General features: G+C 75.7%; 11 protein-coding genes. 8 read left to right on the plus strand and 3 right to left on the minus strand.

Annotated elements, in window-relative coordinates; translation table 11 throughout:
* Positions 1-38: 38 nt before the first annotated feature.
* Positions 39-443 carry a helix-turn-helix transcriptional regulator gene (locus ABZ881_RS15605; RefSeq protein WP_358485104.1) on the minus strand — a complete coding sequence of 135 codons (405 nt, stop codon included), beginning with the start codon at positions 441-443 and terminating at the stop codon, positions 39-41.
* 106 nt (positions 444-549) lie between these two features.
* Between ABZ881_RS15605 and ABZ881_RS15610 the strand changes: the two genes are divergently transcribed.
* From ABZ881_RS15610 to ABZ881_RS15620, 3 genes are all read left to right on the plus strand, one after another.
* On the plus strand, positions 550-1767 hold the full coding sequence (locus tag ABZ881_RS15610) for an acyl-CoA dehydrogenase family protein (RefSeq protein ID WP_358485106.1): 1218 nt from the start codon (positions 550-552) through the stop codon (positions 1765-1767).
* Between the two features lie 190 nt (positions 1768-1957).
* Complete coding sequence (gene moaA, locus ABZ881_RS15615) at positions 1958-3058, plus strand: GTP 3',8-cyclase MoaA (RefSeq protein ID WP_358485108.1); 1101 nt, start codon at positions 1958-1960, stop codon at positions 3056-3058.
* A 92-nt stretch (positions 3059-3150) separates the two neighbouring features.
* Positions 3151-3396, plus strand: a complete 246-nt coding sequence (locus ABZ881_RS15620; protein WP_358485328.1) for a MoaD/ThiS family protein — start codon at positions 3151-3153, stop codon at positions 3394-3396.
* Between the two features lie 21 nt (positions 3397-3417).
* On the opposite strand, the gene ABZ881_RS15625 is transcribed toward ABZ881_RS15620, so the two are convergent.
* On the minus strand, positions 3418-6243 hold the full coding sequence (locus ABZ881_RS15625) for an Hsp70 family protein (protein WP_358485110.1): 2826 nt from the start codon (positions 6241-6243) through the stop codon (positions 3418-3420).
* Positions 6244-6429: 186 nt separating this feature from the next.
* Here ABZ881_RS15625 and ABZ881_RS15630 point away from each other — a divergent pair, with 186 nt between their 5' ends.
* From ABZ881_RS15630 to ABZ881_RS15645, 4 genes are read left to right on the plus strand one after another with little or no spacing between them, the layout of a single operon-like run.
* Positions 6430-7038 carry a histidine kinase dimerization/phosphoacceptor domain-containing protein gene (locus tag ABZ881_RS15630; RefSeq protein ID WP_358485112.1) on the plus strand — a complete coding sequence of 203 codons (609 nt, stop codon included), beginning with the start codon at positions 6430-6432 and terminating at the stop codon, positions 7036-7038.
* Complete coding sequence (locus tag ABZ881_RS15635) at positions 7029-7694, plus strand: response regulator transcription factor (RefSeq protein ID WP_358485115.1); 666 nt, start codon at positions 7029-7031, stop codon at positions 7692-7694. Before ABZ881_RS15630 ends, ABZ881_RS15635 begins: the two co-directional genes overlap by 10 nt.
* 54 nt (positions 7695-7748) lie before the next feature.
* Positions 7749-9104: a hypothetical protein gene (locus tag ABZ881_RS15640; RefSeq protein WP_358485116.1), complete on the plus strand. Its 1356-nt coding sequence runs from the start codon at positions 7749-7751 to the stop codon at positions 9102-9104.
* Positions 9101-12049 (plus strand): ATP-binding protein, encoded by a 2949-nt coding sequence (locus ABZ881_RS15645; RefSeq protein WP_358485117.1) that lies wholly within the window; start codon positions 9101-9103, stop codon positions 12047-12049. The genes ABZ881_RS15640 and ABZ881_RS15645 overlap by 4 nt, the downstream gene beginning before the upstream one ends.
* A 46-nt stretch (positions 12050-12095) precedes the next feature.
* On the opposite strand, the gene sbnA is transcribed toward ABZ881_RS15645, so the two are convergent.
* A complete protein-coding gene (sbnA, locus tag ABZ881_RS15650) occupies positions 12096-13064 on the minus strand; it encodes a 2,3-diaminopropionate biosynthesis protein SbnA (protein WP_358485330.1) in 969 nt (322 codons plus the stop codon).
* 447 nt (positions 13065-13511) lie between these two features.
* Between sbnA and ABZ881_RS15655 the strand changes: the two genes are divergently transcribed.
* On the plus strand, positions 13512-17708 hold the full coding sequence (locus ABZ881_RS15655; RefSeq protein ID WP_358485120.1) for a Pls/PosA family non-ribosomal peptide synthetase: 4197 nt from the start codon (positions 13512-13514) through the stop codon (positions 17706-17708).
* Positions 17709-17762: the final 54 nt, after the last annotated feature.

The following is a 17762-nucleotide window of genomic DNA, read 5'->3' on the forward strand; positions in this document are numbered from 1 at the left end:
GTCGGCCGCCCGCTCCCGGCGAGCGGGAGCGGTCGTGGTCACAGAGCGCCGCCCGGCGTCTCCACGACGACGTTGGTGGACTTGATCACCGCCACGGCGAGCGCGCCGGGCTCCAGCCCGAGGTCGCGAGCGGCCTCGCTGCTCATCAGGGAGACCACCCGGTGCGGGCCGCACTGCATCTCCACCTGGGCCATCACGGTGTCCGCGATGACCGAGGTGACGAGGCCGACCATCCGGTTGCGGGCGGACCGCTGGACGACCGAGGGGTCCGGCGGCGCGGAGGCGTGCTCGCGCGCGAACTCGGCGAGCGCCGCGCCGTCGATGACCTTGCGATTGGACGCGTCGGCCTGCACCGGCAGCGTCCCCGCGTCCACCCAGCGGCGGACGGTGTCGTCGCTGACGCCGAGCAGGCGGGCGGCCTCGGAGATCCTGAAGTGCGGCACGTCGTGGATACTAAGGTCGCGCCTGCGGCGGTGCCACGGCGGATGTCACGCAGCTCCCGCCGGGCGTGTGCGCGCCCCGGCCGCGCCGGTGTGTTCTGATCGCGCCGTGGACTTCGCACCCAGTGCAGCGGCGACCGACTACACCGCGCGGATGCGCGCCTTCCTCGACGAGCGGGTGCTGCCCGCGGAGGCCGAGTACGACGCGTTCCGCGCACAGCGGCGGGGCACGCCGCAGGAGTGGGACCTGCCGCCGGTGGTGGAGTCGCTCAAGGAGGAGGCGCGCGGGCGCGGCCTGTGGAACCTGTTCCTGCCCTCGCTGTCGGGGCTGTCGAACCTGGAGTACGCGCCGGTCGCCGAGGTGTCGGGCTGGTCGCCGGTGATCGCGCCGGAGGCGATCAACTGCCAGGCCCCGGACACCGGCAACATGGAGACCCTGCACCTGTTCGGCACCGAGGCGCAGAAGCAGGAGTGGCTGGAGCCGCTGCTCGCCGGCGAGATCCGGTCGGCGTTCGCGATGACCGAGCCGGACGTGGCCTCCTCGGACGCCACCAACATCGAGACCAGGATCCGGCGCGACGGCGACGACTACGTGATCGACGGCCGGAAGTGGTGGATCTCCGGCGCCGCCGACGAGCGCTGCCGGATCTTCATCGTGATGGGCAAGACCTCCCCGGACTCCGACGGGTCCGTCTCGCCGCACCGCAGGCAGTCGATGGTCCTGGTCCCGCGGGACACCCCGGGCCTGCAGATCGTGCGGCACCTGCCGACGTTCGGCTACCAGGACCAGCACGGCCACTCCGAGCTGGTGCTCGACGGCGTGCGGGTGCCGGCGTCGAACATCCTGGGCGAGGAGGGCGGCGGGTTCGCCATCGCCCAGGCCCGGCTCGGCCCCGGCCGGATCCACCACTGCATGCGGCTGATCGGGATGGCCGAGCGGGCGCTGTCGCTGATGGTGCAGCGGGCACAGGCGCGGGTCGCGTTCGGGCGGCCGCTGGCCGACCAGGGCGTCGTGCGCGAGCAGATCGCGCTGTCCCGGATGGAGATCGAGCAGGCCCGGCTGCTGACCCTCAAGACGGCCTGGCTGATCGACGAGCACGGCGCCAAGGGGGCGCGCACCGAGATCGCCGCGATCAAGGTCGTGGTGCCGCGGACGGCCTGCGCGGTGATCGACCGGGCGATGCAGGTGCACGGCGGCGGCGCGATGAGCGACGACTTCCCGCTCGCCTACTTCTACGCCTGGGCGCGGGCGCTGCGGTTCGCCGACAGCCCGGACGAGGTGCACATCCGCTCGGTCGCGCGGCAGGAGCTCGCCGCGCACTCCTGAGGCGGTCACCGGACGAGCGGTTCCGGCCGAAGTAGTCGCGTTGTACCTATCCTTTCGACTAGGTACAGCGCGACTAGTTCCGCACCTGCGACGAGCCGCACCGGACCGCTCCCGCTGCTGCGGATCACCGCGTTGAGCTGCGGAAATCCGCGCTGTGCCGGTCGGTGCGACGGGGGCTAGCCTCGGGCCCATGACCACCCAGCTCGGCCTGCCGACGCTGCGCGGCGGCCCGTCCCGGGACCCGTCCCGCCCCGCCGACACCCGTCTCGTCGACGGGTTCGGCCGGGTCGCGACGGACCTGCGGATCTCGCTCACCGACCGCTGCAACCTGCGCTGCACCTACTGCATGCCCGCCGAGGGCCTGGACTGGATGCCGCGCGACGAGCAGCTCACCGACGACGAGCTCAACCGGCTCATCGCGGTCGCCGTGCACGAGCTCGGCATCGAGGAGCTGCGGTTCACCGGCGGCGAGCCGATGCTGCGCAAGGGCCTGGAGAACGTGCTGTCCGCGGCGTCGGCGCTGCACCCCCGGCCGGACATCTCGCTGACCACCAACGGCATCGGCCTGGCCCGGCGGGCCGGGGCCCTGGCCGCCGCCGGGGTGAACCGGCTCAACGTCTCGATGGACACCCTGCGCCCCGAGCGGTTCGCCGAGATCACCCGGCGGGACCGGCTGCAGGACGTGCTCGACGGGCTGGCCGCCGCGCACGCCGCCGGGCTGCGCCCGGTGAAGATCAACGCGGTGCTGCTCCGCGGGGTCAACGACGACGAGGCCGCCGATCTGCTGGAGTTCGCCCTGGCCCACGGCTACCAGCTGCGGTTCATCGAGCAGATGCCGCTCGACGCGCAGCACGGCTGGCGGCGCTCCGAGATGATCACCGCCGAGGAGATCCTGGCGCGGCTGGAGGAGCGGTTCGTGCTCCGGGAGTCCGGCGAGGACCGCGGCGGCGCCCCGGCCGAGAAGTTCGAGGTGCTGGGCCGGCACGACGGAGCACCGCTGCGCACCCCCGGCACGCCGGACACCGCGCCGACGGTCGGCGTGATCGCCTCGGTGACCCGGCCGTTCTGCGGTGCCTGCGACCGCACCCGGCTCACCGCCGACGGGCAGGTCCGCACCTGCCTGTTCGCCACCGGCGAGACCGACCTGCGGGCGATGCTGCGCGGCGGCGCGACCGACGCCGAGATCGCCGACACCTGGCGGTACGCGATGTGGGGCAAGAAGGCGGGGCACGGCATCGACGATCCCGGCTTCCTGCAGCCCACCCGTCCGATGAGCTCGATCGGAGGATGACCGGCATGACCACCGGCATCGACAGCCGCACCACCGGCCGCACCGGCACCGACGACGGCGCCGACGACGGCGGCACCGCGGCGCACCGCACGCTGACCGTGCGCTACTTCGCCGCCGCCAAGGCCGCCGCGGGCACCGCGGAGGAGACCGTCACGCTCCCGCCGGACGCGACCGTCGCCGACGCCGTCGCCCTGCTGCGGTCGGCGCACGGACCGGAGCTCGGCACCGTGCTCGACCGCTGCAGCTTCCTGCTCGACGAGTACGCGGTGCGCGATCGCTCCACCGTCCTGCGCGACGCCTCGGTGCTCGACGTGCTGCCGCCGTTCGCCGGCGGCTGACCGCAGCCGGCCGGCCGGGACTCAGCGGCCGATGTCGAGCACCGTCAGGGTCCCGCTCTTGAGGTTGCTGACGTAGGCCCGCTCGCCCGACGGCAGCACCGCGACACTCGTCGGGGCGTCCCCGACCGGGATCGTCGCCGTCACCACGTTCGCGTCGGCGCTGATCACCGAGACCGTGTCGTCCTCGACGTTCGCGGTGTAGGCGAACCGGCCGTCCGGCGACCAGGCGATGGCCTGCGGGTTCCGGCCGACCGGGACGGTCGCGACCACGGTGTTCGTGTCGGTGTCGGTGATCGACACCGAGGCCGAGTCGTAGTTGACGTTGGCCACCAGCGGGCGGGCCGGGTTCACCGCGATGCTGTGCGGGCTGATCCCGACCGGGACCTCCGCGATCACCTCGTTCGTCGCCGTGTCCAGCACGCTGATCAGGTTCGACTCGTGGTTGGCGGTGTAGGCCCGGCTCCCGTCGGCGGACAGCGCCACCCAGTGCGGGTTCGGCGCGACGGTGATCTCCGACTCCACCTCGTTCGTCGCGGTGTCGATCACCGAGACGGTCCCCGAGTCGTGGTTGGGGACGTAGACCCGCTTCGCGTCCGGCGTCACGACCAGCGCGTACGGGCGGGTCCGCACCGGGACGGTCGCGACCACCGAGTTCGTCCCGGTGTCCAGCACGGCGACCGCCGCGATCGTGCGGGCCTCGTCGAACACGCTGACGTAGACGTGCTGCCCGTCCGGCGCGAACGCGATGTACTGCGGCGGGCCGGCCGGGACCTCGATCGTCGCGACGACCCGGTCCACCGCGGTGTCCAGCACGGTCACCACCCCGGCCGCCCGGTTCGCCACGTAGGCGAGCCTGCCGTTCGGCGACACGGCGACGAATCCCGACGTCTGCCCGGCCGGGATCGTCTCGCCGATGGTCGGGATCGGGAGGGCGGCCGCGGTGGTGCCGGTGAACTGCGGCGGCACCGGGGTGATCGCCTCGCTCTCCCGGACCAGCAGGCCGTAGCCGCCGGTGCCGAAGAAGACGACGCCCGCCAGCAGCACCAGCGTCGCGACACCGGCGACGGCCAGCAGCCGGCGCCGGTTCCGGACGGGTGGTACCGGCTCGGTGTCTGTGCCGGTGCCGGTGCCGGTGCCGGTGCCGGTGCCGGTGCCGGCCGGCGGGACCGGGCCGTCCCCGCCGGCCGCGTCCGGGTGGCCGGGCCGGGTGGGTGGCGGCGCGCCGTTGCCCGCCGCTCCCTGGCCGGGTCCGGGAGGCCACGGGAAACCGGCCGGCGGCACCGCCGCCGCGCCGGGCCGGTGCGGGTCGCCCGCGGCGGCGCCGTCACCGGGGCGGGGCGTACCGGCCGGGGCAGCCGCACCGTCGTCCGGGCGCGGCGGGCCGCCCGGGCCCGCGCCGCCCGGACGGGTCGTCCCGCCCGCGGCCGCGTCGGCGGACCAGGGCGGGCCGCCCGCAGCCGCGTCGCCGGGCCGGGGCAGGCCGCCCGCCGCCCCGCCATCCGGCCGGCCGGCCGGCGATGCTCCCCCGCCCGGCCCGGCCCGGCGCGCGGCGGCGGACGGGTCGGTGGGACCCGCTCCGGTCGGGCCGCCGGGGCGCGGGATCCCGTCCGCGGAGTCCGCCGCGGTGCCGACCGGACGCGGCGGGCCGGCCGCCGCGGCGCCGCTGCCGGCACCCGGCCGAGGGATCCCGCCCGCGGCCGCCGCGCCGGCCCCGGCAGCCGCGGGGGCGTCGGACCAGGAGGCGCCCCGGTCCGGACGGGCCCCGGCGTCCCGGTCGGCGCGGGCCAGCTCGGCGGCACCCAGCGCCACGGCGTACTTCGGGTGCGTGTCGACCACGATCGGCCTGCCCAGCGACTCCGACAGCATCCGCCCGACCAGCGGGATCCGGGACGAGCCGCCGACCAGCAGCACCGCGGACAGCTCGTCCGGCGCGACGTGCGCGGACCGCAGGGTCCGGGTCAGCGCGCCGATCGTCGACTCGATCTGCGCGCGGATCATGCTCTCGAACTCGTCGGCGGTGAGGCGCACCTCGAAGTGCCGGTGCGGGAGGAACACCGGGATGGTGGTCTCGCTGTCGATCGACAGCGCCTCCTTGGCCAGCACGCAGTCCTGGCGCAGCCGGGCCATCGCGACCGAGGTCTGCAGGTCGCCCATGTCGAGCTCGGTCAGCGCGCCGCCGGCCTGGAAGTTGACGTGCGCCAGGATCGCCTCGTCGAAGTCGACCCCGCCGAGCCGCTCGATCCCCTCCGGCGTGCCCAGTATCTCGATGCCGTCGCCCTGCTTGCGCAGGACGGTCGCGTCGAAGGTGCCGCCGCCCAGGTCGTAGACGGCGACGACGTCGCCCTCGGCGAGCCGCCGGGACGCGGCGTAGTGCGCGGCGGCACCCTCCGGTTCGGTGACGGTGCGTAGCGGGACCGCGTCGGCGCCGGTGAGCCCGGCGAGCTCGGGGACCTCGTCGAACAGCTCGCGCCGGAACGGGCCCCAGTTCGCCGGGTGGGTCAGCACGATGCTCGCCGGGGACGCGCCCTCGGTGTCCCGGACCACCGCGACGACATCCCGCAGCACCGCGCCGAGCAGGTTCGTCACCGAGTGGGCGACCCCGCCGAGGATCACCGGGATCGGATCGCCGAGCCGGCGCTTGAACTCGCGGCCGACCCGGTCGGGCTTGGCCACCGCCTGTCGGACCGCGGCGTCGCCGGTGATCATCGTGCCGTCCTCGCGGACGTACACCGCCGACGGCGACACCACGCTCCGGTCACCGAGGGTGAACATCTCGACTTGCGAGTCGTGCGCGACCGCCGCGGCGACGAAGGTCGTCCCGAGATCGACACCCAGGCTGTAGCTCACGGCCGCGCCTCCTGTCCCGGCCCCCGCGGGGCACCCGTGCACCGGCGCTGACGGACCAGCCCGGTACTCGCGCAACCCGCCCGCGCGTTACACACCGACACGTGTCGGAACGCAAGGGTGCAGGCCCTACCCCGGGGTGGGGTGGGCACGCTTCCCCGGCGGTCCCGGGGCCGGGACGATCGACCGATGACGGTCGATCCCGCGCCCGGTGCCGCCGTGGACGACCCCGTGTCCGGCCGCGGTCAGTGGTCCCGACGCCGCGAGCTCGAACGCAGGCTGCACGACGGCGCCGCGCTGCGGATCTCGGCGCTCACCCTGCAGCTCGGCCTGTTCCGGCACCGGCTGCCCGCCGGGGAGGTCGAGCTGGACCGCGAGATCGACGTCCTGCAGGAGGAGCTGCACGTGGTGCTCCAGGAGCTGCGCGAGGTCGCCGCCGAGCTCTACCCGCCGCTGCTCGACGAGGCCGGGCTCGGCCCGGCGCTGCACGAGCTGTCCGGCCGGCTGGACCGGACGGTCACCGTCGACGTCCCGGACCGGCGGTTCGGGGCGGCGGCGGAGGGCGCGGCGTACTTCGCGCTGCTCGCCTGCCTGACCGGCCCGGGCGGAGACGGCGGGCCGGTCGCGGTGTCCGCCCGGGCCGACGGCACCGATCTGCTGCTGCACACCGAGGGCGCCGGGCCGCGGGCGGTCGCCCACTTCGCGGAGTTCGCCCGGCCGCTCGGCGGCAGCGCCGACGTCGTCCCCGGGCCCGTCCCCGGGGCCACCACGGTCATCGCGAGGTTCCCGTGCGTGTAGCGCTCGCCGAGGACGGCGCGCTGTTCCGGGAGGGCCTGCTGATGCTGCTGCAGGCGGCCGGTCACGAGGTCGTCGGCTGCGCCGCGGACGGCGACGAGCTCGTCGCGCTGCTCGGCCGGGACACCGCCGACGTCGCGATGCTCGACATCCGGATGCCGCCGGAGCCGGACGGCGGGCTGGTCACCGCGGAGCGGCTGCGGGCGCTGCACCCGAAGATGGGCCTGCTGTTCCTGTCGCACTACGCCGAGTCGCACTACCTGATGCGGATCCTGGACATCGGCACCGACGCGATCGGCTACCGGCTCAAGGAGAAGGTGGGCAGCGTCGAGGTGCTCACCGACACCCTCACCCGGATCCGGGACGGCGAGATCGTGATCGAGCCGGTGCTGGCGAAACGGCTGGTGGAGCGCCCGCGCGGGGACCGCCGCGACGCGCTCGCCGCGCTCACCGAGCGGGAGCTGGACGTGCTGAAGCTGATGGCGGAGGGCCGGTCGAACACCGGGATCGCCGGGCAGCTCTACGTCACGCCGAAGGCCGTCGAGAAGCACATCGCGAACATCTTCGCCAAGCTCGGGCTGCACGGCGAGTCCTCCGAGCAGCACCGGCGGGTGCTCGCCGTGCTCACCTACCTCCGTTCGCAGGACGACACCGGCTGACGAGGCACTAGCGTTGCGCCGCGCGATCCGGGCGGGCGGGGTGGGTGGTTGCGGATGGACCGGACGTTCGTGGTGCGCGGCCTGCGGACGCTGCTCGCCGTCGTCGCGGTGCTGGCGGCGTTCGCGGTGCCGCTCGGGCTGCTCGGCCCGGTACTCGGCGACTCGCCCGCCGGACTGCTGCTGCCGTTCGCGACCGCCGCGCTGGTCGCCGCGGCCGCCGGGACGGTGCTGCCCCGGCTGGACCGGTGGCTGCGACGGTGGAGCCCGCAGCTGCCCGGCAGCCCGTACTCCGCGCTCGCCACCGCGGCGGCCCGGGTCCGGGCCGGCAGCCTCGCCGAGGCGCTCCCCGGGCTGGTGCAGGTCGTCGCCGACGGCACCGGCGCGCGGCACGCCGCGCTGTGGCTGGTCGTCGGGGACCGGCTGGTCGCCGCGGCGGCGATCCCGCCGGCCGGGACCGACGAGCCGGTGACCGAACCGGGCCTGGCCGCGCTGCTCACCCGGCCGGACACCGACCACGTGGTGCCGGTGCTCGACGGCGACGCGCTGCGCGCGGCGCTGGCGATCGGCAAGGACCCGCTGCCGGTCACCGCGGCCGACCGGCAGCTGCTGCGCGACGTCGCGAACGGTGCCGGTGCGCTGCTGCGCGAGCTGGCCCGCGGCACCGAGCTGGAGGAGCGGGTGCGCCGCGCCGACGAGCTCGCCGACGAGGTGCAGCGGTCCCGGGAGCGGCTGAACCGGGCCCGCGACGTGGAGCGCCGCCGGCTGGTCGCCGAGCTCGGGCACGCCACGACCGGCCGGCTGGCCGCCCTGCGCGACGAGCTGGGCCGGGCCAGGTCGGGGCTCACCGGCGACGGCCCGGCCGCCGGGGAGGTGCCGGAGACGCTGCGCCGGGTCCGGGAGCTGCTCGACGAGCTGCTGGACCGGGTCCGGGTGATCGCCCGCGGCGTGCATCCCGCGGTGCTGCGCGACCAGGGCCCGGCGGCGGCGCTCGAGGAGCTGGTGGTCGACCTGCCCCGGCGGGTGCTGCTGGACGCGGAGCCGGACCGCAGGTTCGACTGGGAGATCGAGTCCGGGCTGTACTGGCTGGTGGCGTCCGCGGTGCAGCACCTGGCCACCGGTGACGGCGGCCCGGACCTGCGGGTGCTGCTGCGGCACGAGCGCGGCCGGTTGCTGGCCCGGGTCGAGGACCCGGATCCGCGGTCCGGCGCGGAGCGGCTGCGGGAGGCGCTGGCCGTCGACGTCGAGCGCCTCGCCGCGCTGGGCGGTGAGCTGCGGCTCGATCCGCGCGACGGCGGCGGGGTGCTGCTGCGGGCCCGGCTGCCGGACCGGCTCGATCCGCTGGGTGTTCCCCCGGCCGTGACGTCCGGCCAGGCGTCCGACCGGGCGTCCGACCGGGGGACGCCGTGGTGACCGCGGCCCCGTCCCGGGCCGGGACGGCCGGGTTCGCCGCCGCCGTCGTCGTCGGGTCGGTGTGCGCCGTCGGCTGGCTGCTGCTCGGGTCGGCCGCCGCGGTCGTCGGGTACCTGCCCGGCGCCGCCGGCCTGCTCCCGGCCGGCGACCGGGCGGGCGGGCTGCTCACCGCCGCATCCGCCGGCGCGCCGCTCGCGCAGGTCGTGCCGGACTACGCGTGCAGCGCGCTGAACCTGGCCGTCGCCGGGCTGCTGCTCGGCTCCGGCGCCCGGCAGTGGGCACTGCGGCTGTCGGTGCTCGCGATGATCGGTGCGGCCGCCGGGTTCAACCTGCAGGCGCGCACCGCGGCCGTGCTGCTGGACGCGGTCGCCGGGGTCCGGATCGGCACGCTGCTGCTGGTCGCGCTGCCGGTCCTCGCCTGCGCCTGCGCGGTGGCGGCGCTTCCCGCGTTCGCCGGCCGGTGGCGGGATCCGCTGTCGCTCGGTACCGCCGCCGTCGTGCTGTTGCTCTGCGGGACCGTGACCGTGACCGCCGGCCCGGTCGCCGGCTGCGTGCTGCTGTCCGGTCTGCTGGTGCCGGTGCTCGGGCTGGTCGTGCTGCGCGACGGCGGCCGCGGCCCGGGCGGCGACCGCACCCGGTCGCGGCTGGTCTCCTGCACCCTGCTCGCGATCCTGGTGACCGTCGCGGTGCTGCTCGCCGTGACGGTGGCCCTGGTCGTGCTGGGCGCGCCCGGCCTGACCGTCGACGTCCCGGTCGCTCCCGGCGCCGCACCGCAGGACGCGCCGGCCGCGCTGCTGTTCTGGTTCGCCCGGATCGCCTCCGCCGCGGTCGCGCCCGCGATGCTGGTGGCGGTCACCGGCACCCGCCGCCGACCGCTGCTGAGCCGGGGGATCGTCGTCGCGCTGGTCGCGGCGACCACCGGCGGCGCGGTGGCGGTCCTGCAGGCCGGTCTGGCCGCCGCCGGGCCGGGATCGGGCACCGGCTGGGCCGTCGTGGCCGCGGCGCTGCCGATCGCCGCGGTGCTGCTCCCGCTACGCGCCCGGGTGGAGGACGCCGTCGACCGGTACCTCTACGGCAGGCGGCCGACGCCGTACAGCGGGCTGGCCGGGATCGCCGCGCTGTCCCGCGACGGCGGCGACGGCTCCCCCGACCTGGCCCGGGCGACCGAGACGGTGGGCCGCGGCCTGGGCGCGTCGGTGTGCCGGCTGACCGTGCACCGGCCGGGGCTGCGGGACCGCACCTACGCCTGGACCGCCGACGGGGCCGGCCTGCCCACCGATCCGGACGCGCTGGTGCGGGTACCGGTCCGGCACGGCGACGACGACCTCGGCGAGGTCACGGTGGACCGGGCGGCGGTGGAGGGCCTGCGCACCGACCGCAACCGGCTGCTCGCCGACGTCGCGGACAGCCTGGCCGTCGTCCTGCAGGCCAGCCGGTCCGCGATCGAGCTGGAGCGGCAGCTGCGGGCGGCGGTCGCGCACGGCGAGCGGATCGCGACCGCCCGCCGGGACGCGGTCGCCGCGATGGACCGGGAACGCCGCCGGATCGAGCGGGACCTGCACGACGGCGCCCAGCACCATCTCGTCACCCTCGGCCTGGCGCTCGGGCTGGTCGAGCACGAGGCGGGCGCCGGTCGTACCGACCAGGCCGTGCAGCGGCTGGACATGCTGCTGGAACGGGTCGACGCCGCCGAGGCGGTGCTCGCCGAGACCGCGGGCGGCGTGTCCGCCGGGATCCGGGCCGAGCAGGGCCTGGTCACCGCGCTGCGGGACGCGCTGTCCGGGGGTGATCCCCCGGTCGTCGTCGCGCACGACGGGGTGCCCGCCGACCGGTGCTATCCCGGCGACATCGGCGACACCGCGTACTTCTGCTGCCTGGAGGCGGTCGGCAACGCCCGCAAGCACGCGCCCGGGGCGGCGGTGCGGGTCGACGTCGAGGAGAGCGGCGGGATGCTGCGGATGGCGGTCCGCGACGAGGGCCCCGGCTTCGAGCCGGGGCCCTCGTCGGCGCTCGCCGGGACGCCGGGGCGCGGATTGCGGAACCTCACCACCCGGCTGCTCGCGGTCGGCGGGACGGTCGCGGTGCGCTCGGCCCCGGGATCCGGGACGACGGTGATGTGGTCGCTGCCGGTGCCGGGCGGGACCGGGACCGGGGCGGCCGGAGTGGCCGCAGTGGCCGGAGTGGCCGGAGTGGCGGCAACGGAGCGGGAGCAGCGCGGGGTGCGGGCCGGGGAGCGGGCCAGGGTGGATCCGGGGGCGGCGGACACGGGGGGCCCGGCGACCGGGGCCGGACCGCACCCGCAGCCGGCCGGGGCGGACCGGGCCGGGGCCGACCGGACGCGCACCGGGCAGCTCACCGGATCCACCGACGGCGGGCTGGTCGGCCGGGTGCTGGAGCTGCTGCGGGCGGCGGAGGCGGTGCTCCCCGATCCGGGACCGGTGCGGGCCGCGGCCGAGCGGCTCGCCACCGCAGCGGGCGACGGACACACCGGCGGTAGTGCGAGCCGGGACAGGGCGAGCCGGGAGAACCCGGACCGGGTCGACGTGCACGCCGCGCGGACGGCGCTGCGCGCCCTGGAGGACGCGGTCGCACAGGCCCCCCGGGACCGTACCGAGGACCTGCGCTACCGGATCGAGCAGCTCCGCGCCGGGGCGCACGAGCTGGTCGAGGTGGAGCTGACCGAGATCCTGCGGGACGGCGGCGCGGTGCTCCCCGGCCAGGTCCGCGAGGCCGCGGAACGGATGCTGGGCGGGCACGGGACGGACCCGCGGGACCGGCTCGGGCTGCCCGCCGACGCGGACGCGGACGCGATCGGCCGGGCCGCGGCCGAGGAGCTGCTGCGCTGGCAGCGCCGGGCGGCGCATCCGGCGTCCACCGGCACCGTCCGGGACATCGCGCTGGTGGTGGTCCGGGTCTGCGAGCGGATCCTCACGCCGGGCGGATGAGCGGCGGCCCGCCGGGCCGACCGCGGCGCAGCCCCAGCGGTCGCCGTCAGGCCACGGCGACCGGGCGCAGGACGTCCTCGCCGTAGAGGTCCTCGACCCAGTGCTGCTGGTAGATGGTGTCCAGGTAGCGCTCGCCCAGGTCCGGGGCCAGCGCGACGGCGGTGGTGCCGGGGGTGCCGTACACGTCCAGCCAGGCGGCGGCCCCGCTGACGACGGTGCCGGTCGATCCGCCGAACAGGAACCCGGTGCGGGCCAGCGCGTGGCAGGTGCGCACGGTGTCCCGCTCCTCGACCAGCACCACGTCGTCGACCAGGGACTCGTCGAGCTGGGCCGGCCGGACACCGCTGCCGAGCCCGGGGATCATCCGGCGGGCGGCCGGGCCGCCGAAGGTGACCGACCCGACGCTGTCCACCGCGACGATCCGCACCGGCCGGTGCCACGCGCGGAAGAACCGAGCGCAGCCCATCAGGGTGCCGCAGGTGCCTGCACCGACGAACAGCACGTCCAGCTCGGGGAACTCGGCGGCGATCGCCGGGGCGGTGGTGGCGTGGTGGGCGCGCCAGGCGTTCGGGTTCGCGTACTGGTTGAGCCACACGAACCGGTCGTCGGAGGCGCACAGCGCGCGGACGTGGTTCATCCGGGCGCCGAGCAGGCCGTGCTCCGGGTCCGGCTCGGTGATCACGTGCACCTCGGTGCCCAGCGACTCCATCAGCCGCCGGGTGGCGAGGTTGCAGCGGTTGTCGGTGACGCAGACGAACCGGTAGCCGCGGTTCGCGGCGATCATGCTCAGGGCCACCCCGAGGTTCCCGGACGACGACTCGACCAGCGCCGAGCCGGGCTGCAGGATCCCGTCCCGCTCGGCGGCCTCGACCATCGCCGAGGCGGCCTTCAGCTTGACCGAGCCGGCGAAGTTGAAGCCCTCGCACTTGAGGTGGAGCGGGACGTCGACCAGCGACCGCAGGTCGACGTAGAGGTCGTCCTGGTTGAACTGCTGGGGGCCGGTGATGATCGTCATCGTGATCGCCTCGTTCCGCTCGTCGGGACCGGCCACCACAGTCCCGCCGCGGCGCGCGCCGCTCGATCGTGTGCACACCCCGACCCGCGGTGGCCGCCCCCGGAGCGGGGTGGGGACAACCCCAGGGGCCCACCCCGCCGACATCGCGGCCGTTCCGGCGCACGCTCGTCGGGTCCGGTCGTCCCGGACGCGACCCGCGAGGAGCGCCCGACCATGACCGTCGTCAGAACTGGCTATTCCGATCCCCCCGGCACGGACGCCCCCGGCCGGGGGTTCCGCCCGGACGACCCCGCTGAGCTGGCCGCTGTCCCCCGGACCGGCGACGACCGAGATCATCGGGCGGCGACCGGCGCGTTGACCGGCATCCCGGCCGGTGCCAGCCTCCCCGCTTGCGTCGAGTCCCGGCCGGCGGCGCCGGTCGTGCGCTCCTCACCGGGAGGAGGCCCCGTGTCCGCGCCGCCACGTCCCGGGCAGCCGACCCGCGACCGCACCGCACCGGCCCAGCAGGCCGGTCCCGCCGTGCCGCTGTCCCGGCTGGTGCTGGTCGACGAGCGCGAGGCCCAGGGTTCGCGGGTCCGCCGCGACGAGCGGCTCGACCACCTCTTCGAGCAGCGCTGCGACTGGATCGCCCGGTACGGCCGCGCCGACCGGCTGGCGATCGACTCCCCCGAGCTGTCGCTGACCTATCCCGGGCTGGACGTCCGCGCCAACCGGCTGGCCCGGTACCTGCGGCTGTGCGGGATCACCGCGGGCGACCGGGTGGCGCTGCTGATCGACGTCGCGGCCCTGGCGCACGTCGCCGTGCTGGCGGTGCTCAAGATCGGCGCGACCTACGTCGCGCTGGACCCGTCCGCACCGACCGGGCGGCTCGCCTGGATCGTCGAGGACTGCCGGGCCCGCGCTGTGCTCACCCTGTCCCACCTGGAGCACCGGGTGGCCGAGCTGGACCTGCTGGCCGCGGGCGGCGCGCAGCTGGTGCACCTGGACCGCGCGCAGCGGCTGATCGACGAGATGGACCCGCGCCGGCTGATCGACGCCGAGCGCGGCGTGCTCGACAATCCGCTCGCCTACATCAGCTACGCCTCGGTGTCCGGCCGGCCCGAGGGCGTCGCGATCTCGCACACCGCGATCTGCAACTTCGTGAAGGTCGCCGCGGAGATCTACGGCATCCGCTCCACCGACCGCGTCTACCAGGGGATCCCGCTCGCGTTCGACTTCTCGGTCGAGGAGATCTGGGTGTCCTGGGTCAGCGGCGCCACCCTGGTCCCCCGGCCGGCCGGCCCGGGGCCGCTCGGCGCCGAGCTGGCCGCGTTCCTGGGCACCCACCGGGTCACCGCGCTGTGCACCGTCCCGGAGGTGCTGGCCACCCTCGACGCCGAGCTGCCCGGACTGCGGTTCCTGCTGGTCTGCGGCAAGGACGCCCGGCCCGACGAGCTACGCCGCTGGCAGCGTCCGGGGCGGCGGCTGCTCAACGTGTACGGCCCGCCGGAGGCGACCGTGACCGCCACCTGGGCCGAGGTGCTGCCCGGCGCACCGGTCACGATCGGCATCCCGCTGCCCACCTACAGCACCGTCGTGCTGGACCCGGCCGATCCGCACCGCGCGCTGCCGCACGGCGAGGCGGGCGAGATCGGGATCGCCGGGATCGGCCTGGCCTGCGGCTACCTGGACCGCGACGACCTGACCGAGCAGGTGTTCGTCCGGGACGTCCTCGGCATCCCGGGCAACCCGTCGGGGCGGATCTACCGCACCGGCGATCTCGGCCGGGTCAACGCGCAGGGGCAGCTGGAGTACCTCGGCCCGCTGGGCGGCCGGGACCGGGCCCGGGACCGCTACCGGCCGGACGGGCCGGTCCCGGTGCCGGCCGCACCACTGCCGATGCCGATGCCGGCACCGGTGCCGGCCGGGGCGCCGGCGGGTGCGGCGGAGGCGCTGGCCGGGGTGCTGGCGGCCGTGCTGTCCGACGTGCTCGGCAGCCCGGTGACCGCGGGCAGGCACTTCTTCGACGACCTGGGTGCCGACTCGATGACGATGGCCCGGTTCTGCGCGCGGGCCCGCAGCCATCCCGGCCTGCCGCCGGTCTCGATGAAGGACGTCTACCGGTACCCGACCCTCGACACGCTCGCGGCGGCGCTGGCCGACGACGGCTCCAGCCCCGCCGAGCGCAGCCTGCTGGAGACGCTCGCCGAGGCGCTCGGCGGCGGGACCGGCGAGATCGGGCCGGAGCAGCACTTCTTCGACGATCTCGGTGCCGACTCGATGACGATGGCCCGGTTCTGCGCGCTGCTGCGCCGCCGGGTGGACCTGCCCACCGTCTCCATCAAGGACGTCTACCGCTGCCCCACCGTCCGCTCGCTCGCCGTCTCGCTCGGCGTCGCGGGCACCCCGGACGGCCCGGGGCCCCGACCGGCCGGGCCCGCCGAACCGGAGCTGCCCGAGCCGGTCGGCACGCCGCACCACCTGCTGTGCGGGGCGCTGCAGGTACTGGCGTTCCTCTGCTTCTCCTCGGTCGGCCCGCTGGTCGCCTACCTCGGCCTGCACTGGGTCGCCGCGGCCCCCGGCTGGGCCGGTCTCTACCTGCGCGCGGTGGCGTTCACCGGCGGATCGTTCCTGGTCCTGTGCACCCTGCCGATCCTCGCCAAGTGGGTGCTGATCGGGCGTTGGACACCCCGCCGGATCCGCGTCTGGAGCCTGCCCTACCTGCGGTTCTGGATCGTCCGCACGCTGGTCCGGTCCAGCCCGCTCGCGCTGTTCACCGGATCCCCGCTGCTGGTGCTGTACCTGCGCGCGCTGGGCGCCCGGATCGGGCCGGGGGTCACCCTGCTCACCCCGAACGTCCCGGTCTGCACCGACCTGATCTCGATCGGCGCGGGCACCGTGGTCCGCAAGGACGCGTTCCTGTCCGGCTACCGGGCCCGCGACGGCGTGATCGAGATCGGCCCGGTCACCCTCGGCCGGGACGTGCTCGTCGGGGAGAAGACGGTGCTCGACATCGGCAGCACGCTCGGCGACGGCGCCCAGCTCGGGCACACCTCGGCGCTGCACGCGGGCGGATCGGTGCCGGCCGGGCAGTGCTGGCACGGATCGCCCGCCCGGCCGGCCGGCACCGACTACCGGGTCGTCCCGGCGCTGCCGGTACCGACCGGGCGCCGGTTCTGGTTCGGGACGGCGCAGCTGGTCGCCCTGCTCGCGTTCTCCGCGCCGGTGCTGCTCGGCGTCGCCGCCGCACTGCTCACCCACGTCCCGGCGTTCAGCGCGCTGGCCGAGACCGACACGCCCCCGACCAGCGGCGCCTTCTACCTGGAGGGCCTGCTCGCGGCCGGCCTGCTGTTCGTGGCCTCGACGCTGGGCGGGCTGCTCGTCATCGGGACGCTGCCGCGGCTGCTGCGGCTCGCCGTCCGGCCGGACCGGGTGTACCCGCTGCACGGCGTGCACCACTGGCTGCACCGGCTCGTCACCCGGCTGACCAACCGGAAGTTCTTCACCGAGCTGCTCGGCGACAGCTCGTTCGTCGTCGGCTACCTGCGCTGGATCGGCTACCGGCTGACCCCGGTCGTGCAGACCGGGTCGAACTTCGGGATGGCGGTCGTGCACGAGACGCCGTACCTGTGCTCGGTCGGCCGCGGCACCGTCGTCGCCGACGGTCTGTCGATGCTCAGCGCCGACTACTCGGCGTCGTCGTTCCGGCTCTCGCCGGTCTCGATCGGCGCCGACAACTTCCTCGGCAACAACATCGCCTATCCGGCGCAGGGCCGCACCGGCGACGACTGCCTGCTCGCGACCAAGGTGATGGTCCCGATCGACGGGCCGGTCCGCTCCGGCGTCGGCCTGCTCGGCTCGCCCGCCTTCGAGATCCCGCGCTCGGTCGACCGGGACACCGGTCTCGATCTGCCGCCGGACGAGCAGGCCCGCAGGCTCGCCGCCAAGGACGTGCACAACGCCGTCAGCATCGGCCTGCGCCTGCTGACCCGGTGGCTGCACCTGGCGGGGGTGCTGCTGCTGACCACGGCGGCGTGGGACCTGTCGCGCACGGCCGGGGTGGTCGCGTTCCTGCCCCTCCCGGCGGCGGTGCTGCTGTTCACGGTGGTGTTCTACGTGCTCGTCGAGCGGCTCACCGATCCGCTGCAGGTGCTCGCGCCGGACGGCCGCTCGATCTACGACCGCGCGTTCTGGCGGCACGAACGCGCCTGGAAGGTGCCGTCCGAGGCGTACTTCACGCTGTTCGACGGCACCCCGCTCAAGCCGGTCCTGTGGCGGCTGCTGGGTGTGCGTATCGGCCGCCGGGTGTTCGACGACGGCTGTTTCCTCACCGAGCGTTCCTTCACCGCGATCGGCGACGGCGCCACCCTCAACGCCGGGAGCATCGTCCAGTGCCACTCCCAGGAGGACGGCGCGTTCAAGTCCGACCGCACCGCGATCGGGGCCGGCGTCACGCTCGGCGTCGGCGCCTTCGTCCACTACGGCGTGCGGCTCGGCGACGGCGCGGTACTCGCCCCGGACTCGTTCCTGATGAAGGGCGAGCAGGTGCCGCCCGGCGCCCACTGGGGCGGCAACCCCGCCGAGGAGCTCGCCCCCGGCCCGGCACCTGCACAGCCGGCCGACCCGACCCCCGTCCCCTCGATCCCCGGAAGGCCGATCCGATGACGTCACCCGCACGGTCCCGCGACCACTGGCGTCGCGTCCTGGAATCCGCAGGCC

The organism is Pseudonocardia sp. NPDC046786 (assembly GCF_040645415.1).
GTDB classification, from domain to species: Bacteria; Actinomycetota; Actinomycetes; order Mycobacteriales; family Pseudonocardiaceae; genus Pseudonocardia; species Pseudonocardia kongjuensis.

Bases quoted from the DNA above. Each gene is read 5' to 3' on its own strand.
- sbnA (WP_358485330.1), bottom strand. From the start codon at position 13,064: ATGACGATCATCACCGGCCCCCAGCAGTTCAACCAGGACGACCTCTAC.
- ABZ881_RS15640 (WP_358485116.1), top strand. From the start codon at position 7,749: ATGGACCGGACGTTCGTGGTGCGCGGCCTGCGGACGCTGCTCGCCGTC.
- moaA (WP_358485108.1), top strand. From the start codon at position 1,958: ATGACCACCCAGCTCGGCCTGCCGACGCTGCGCGGCGGCCCGTCCCGG.
- ABZ881_RS15630 (WP_358485112.1), top strand. From the start codon at position 6,430: ATGACGGTCGATCCCGCGCCCGGTGCCGCCGTGGACGACCCCGTGTCC.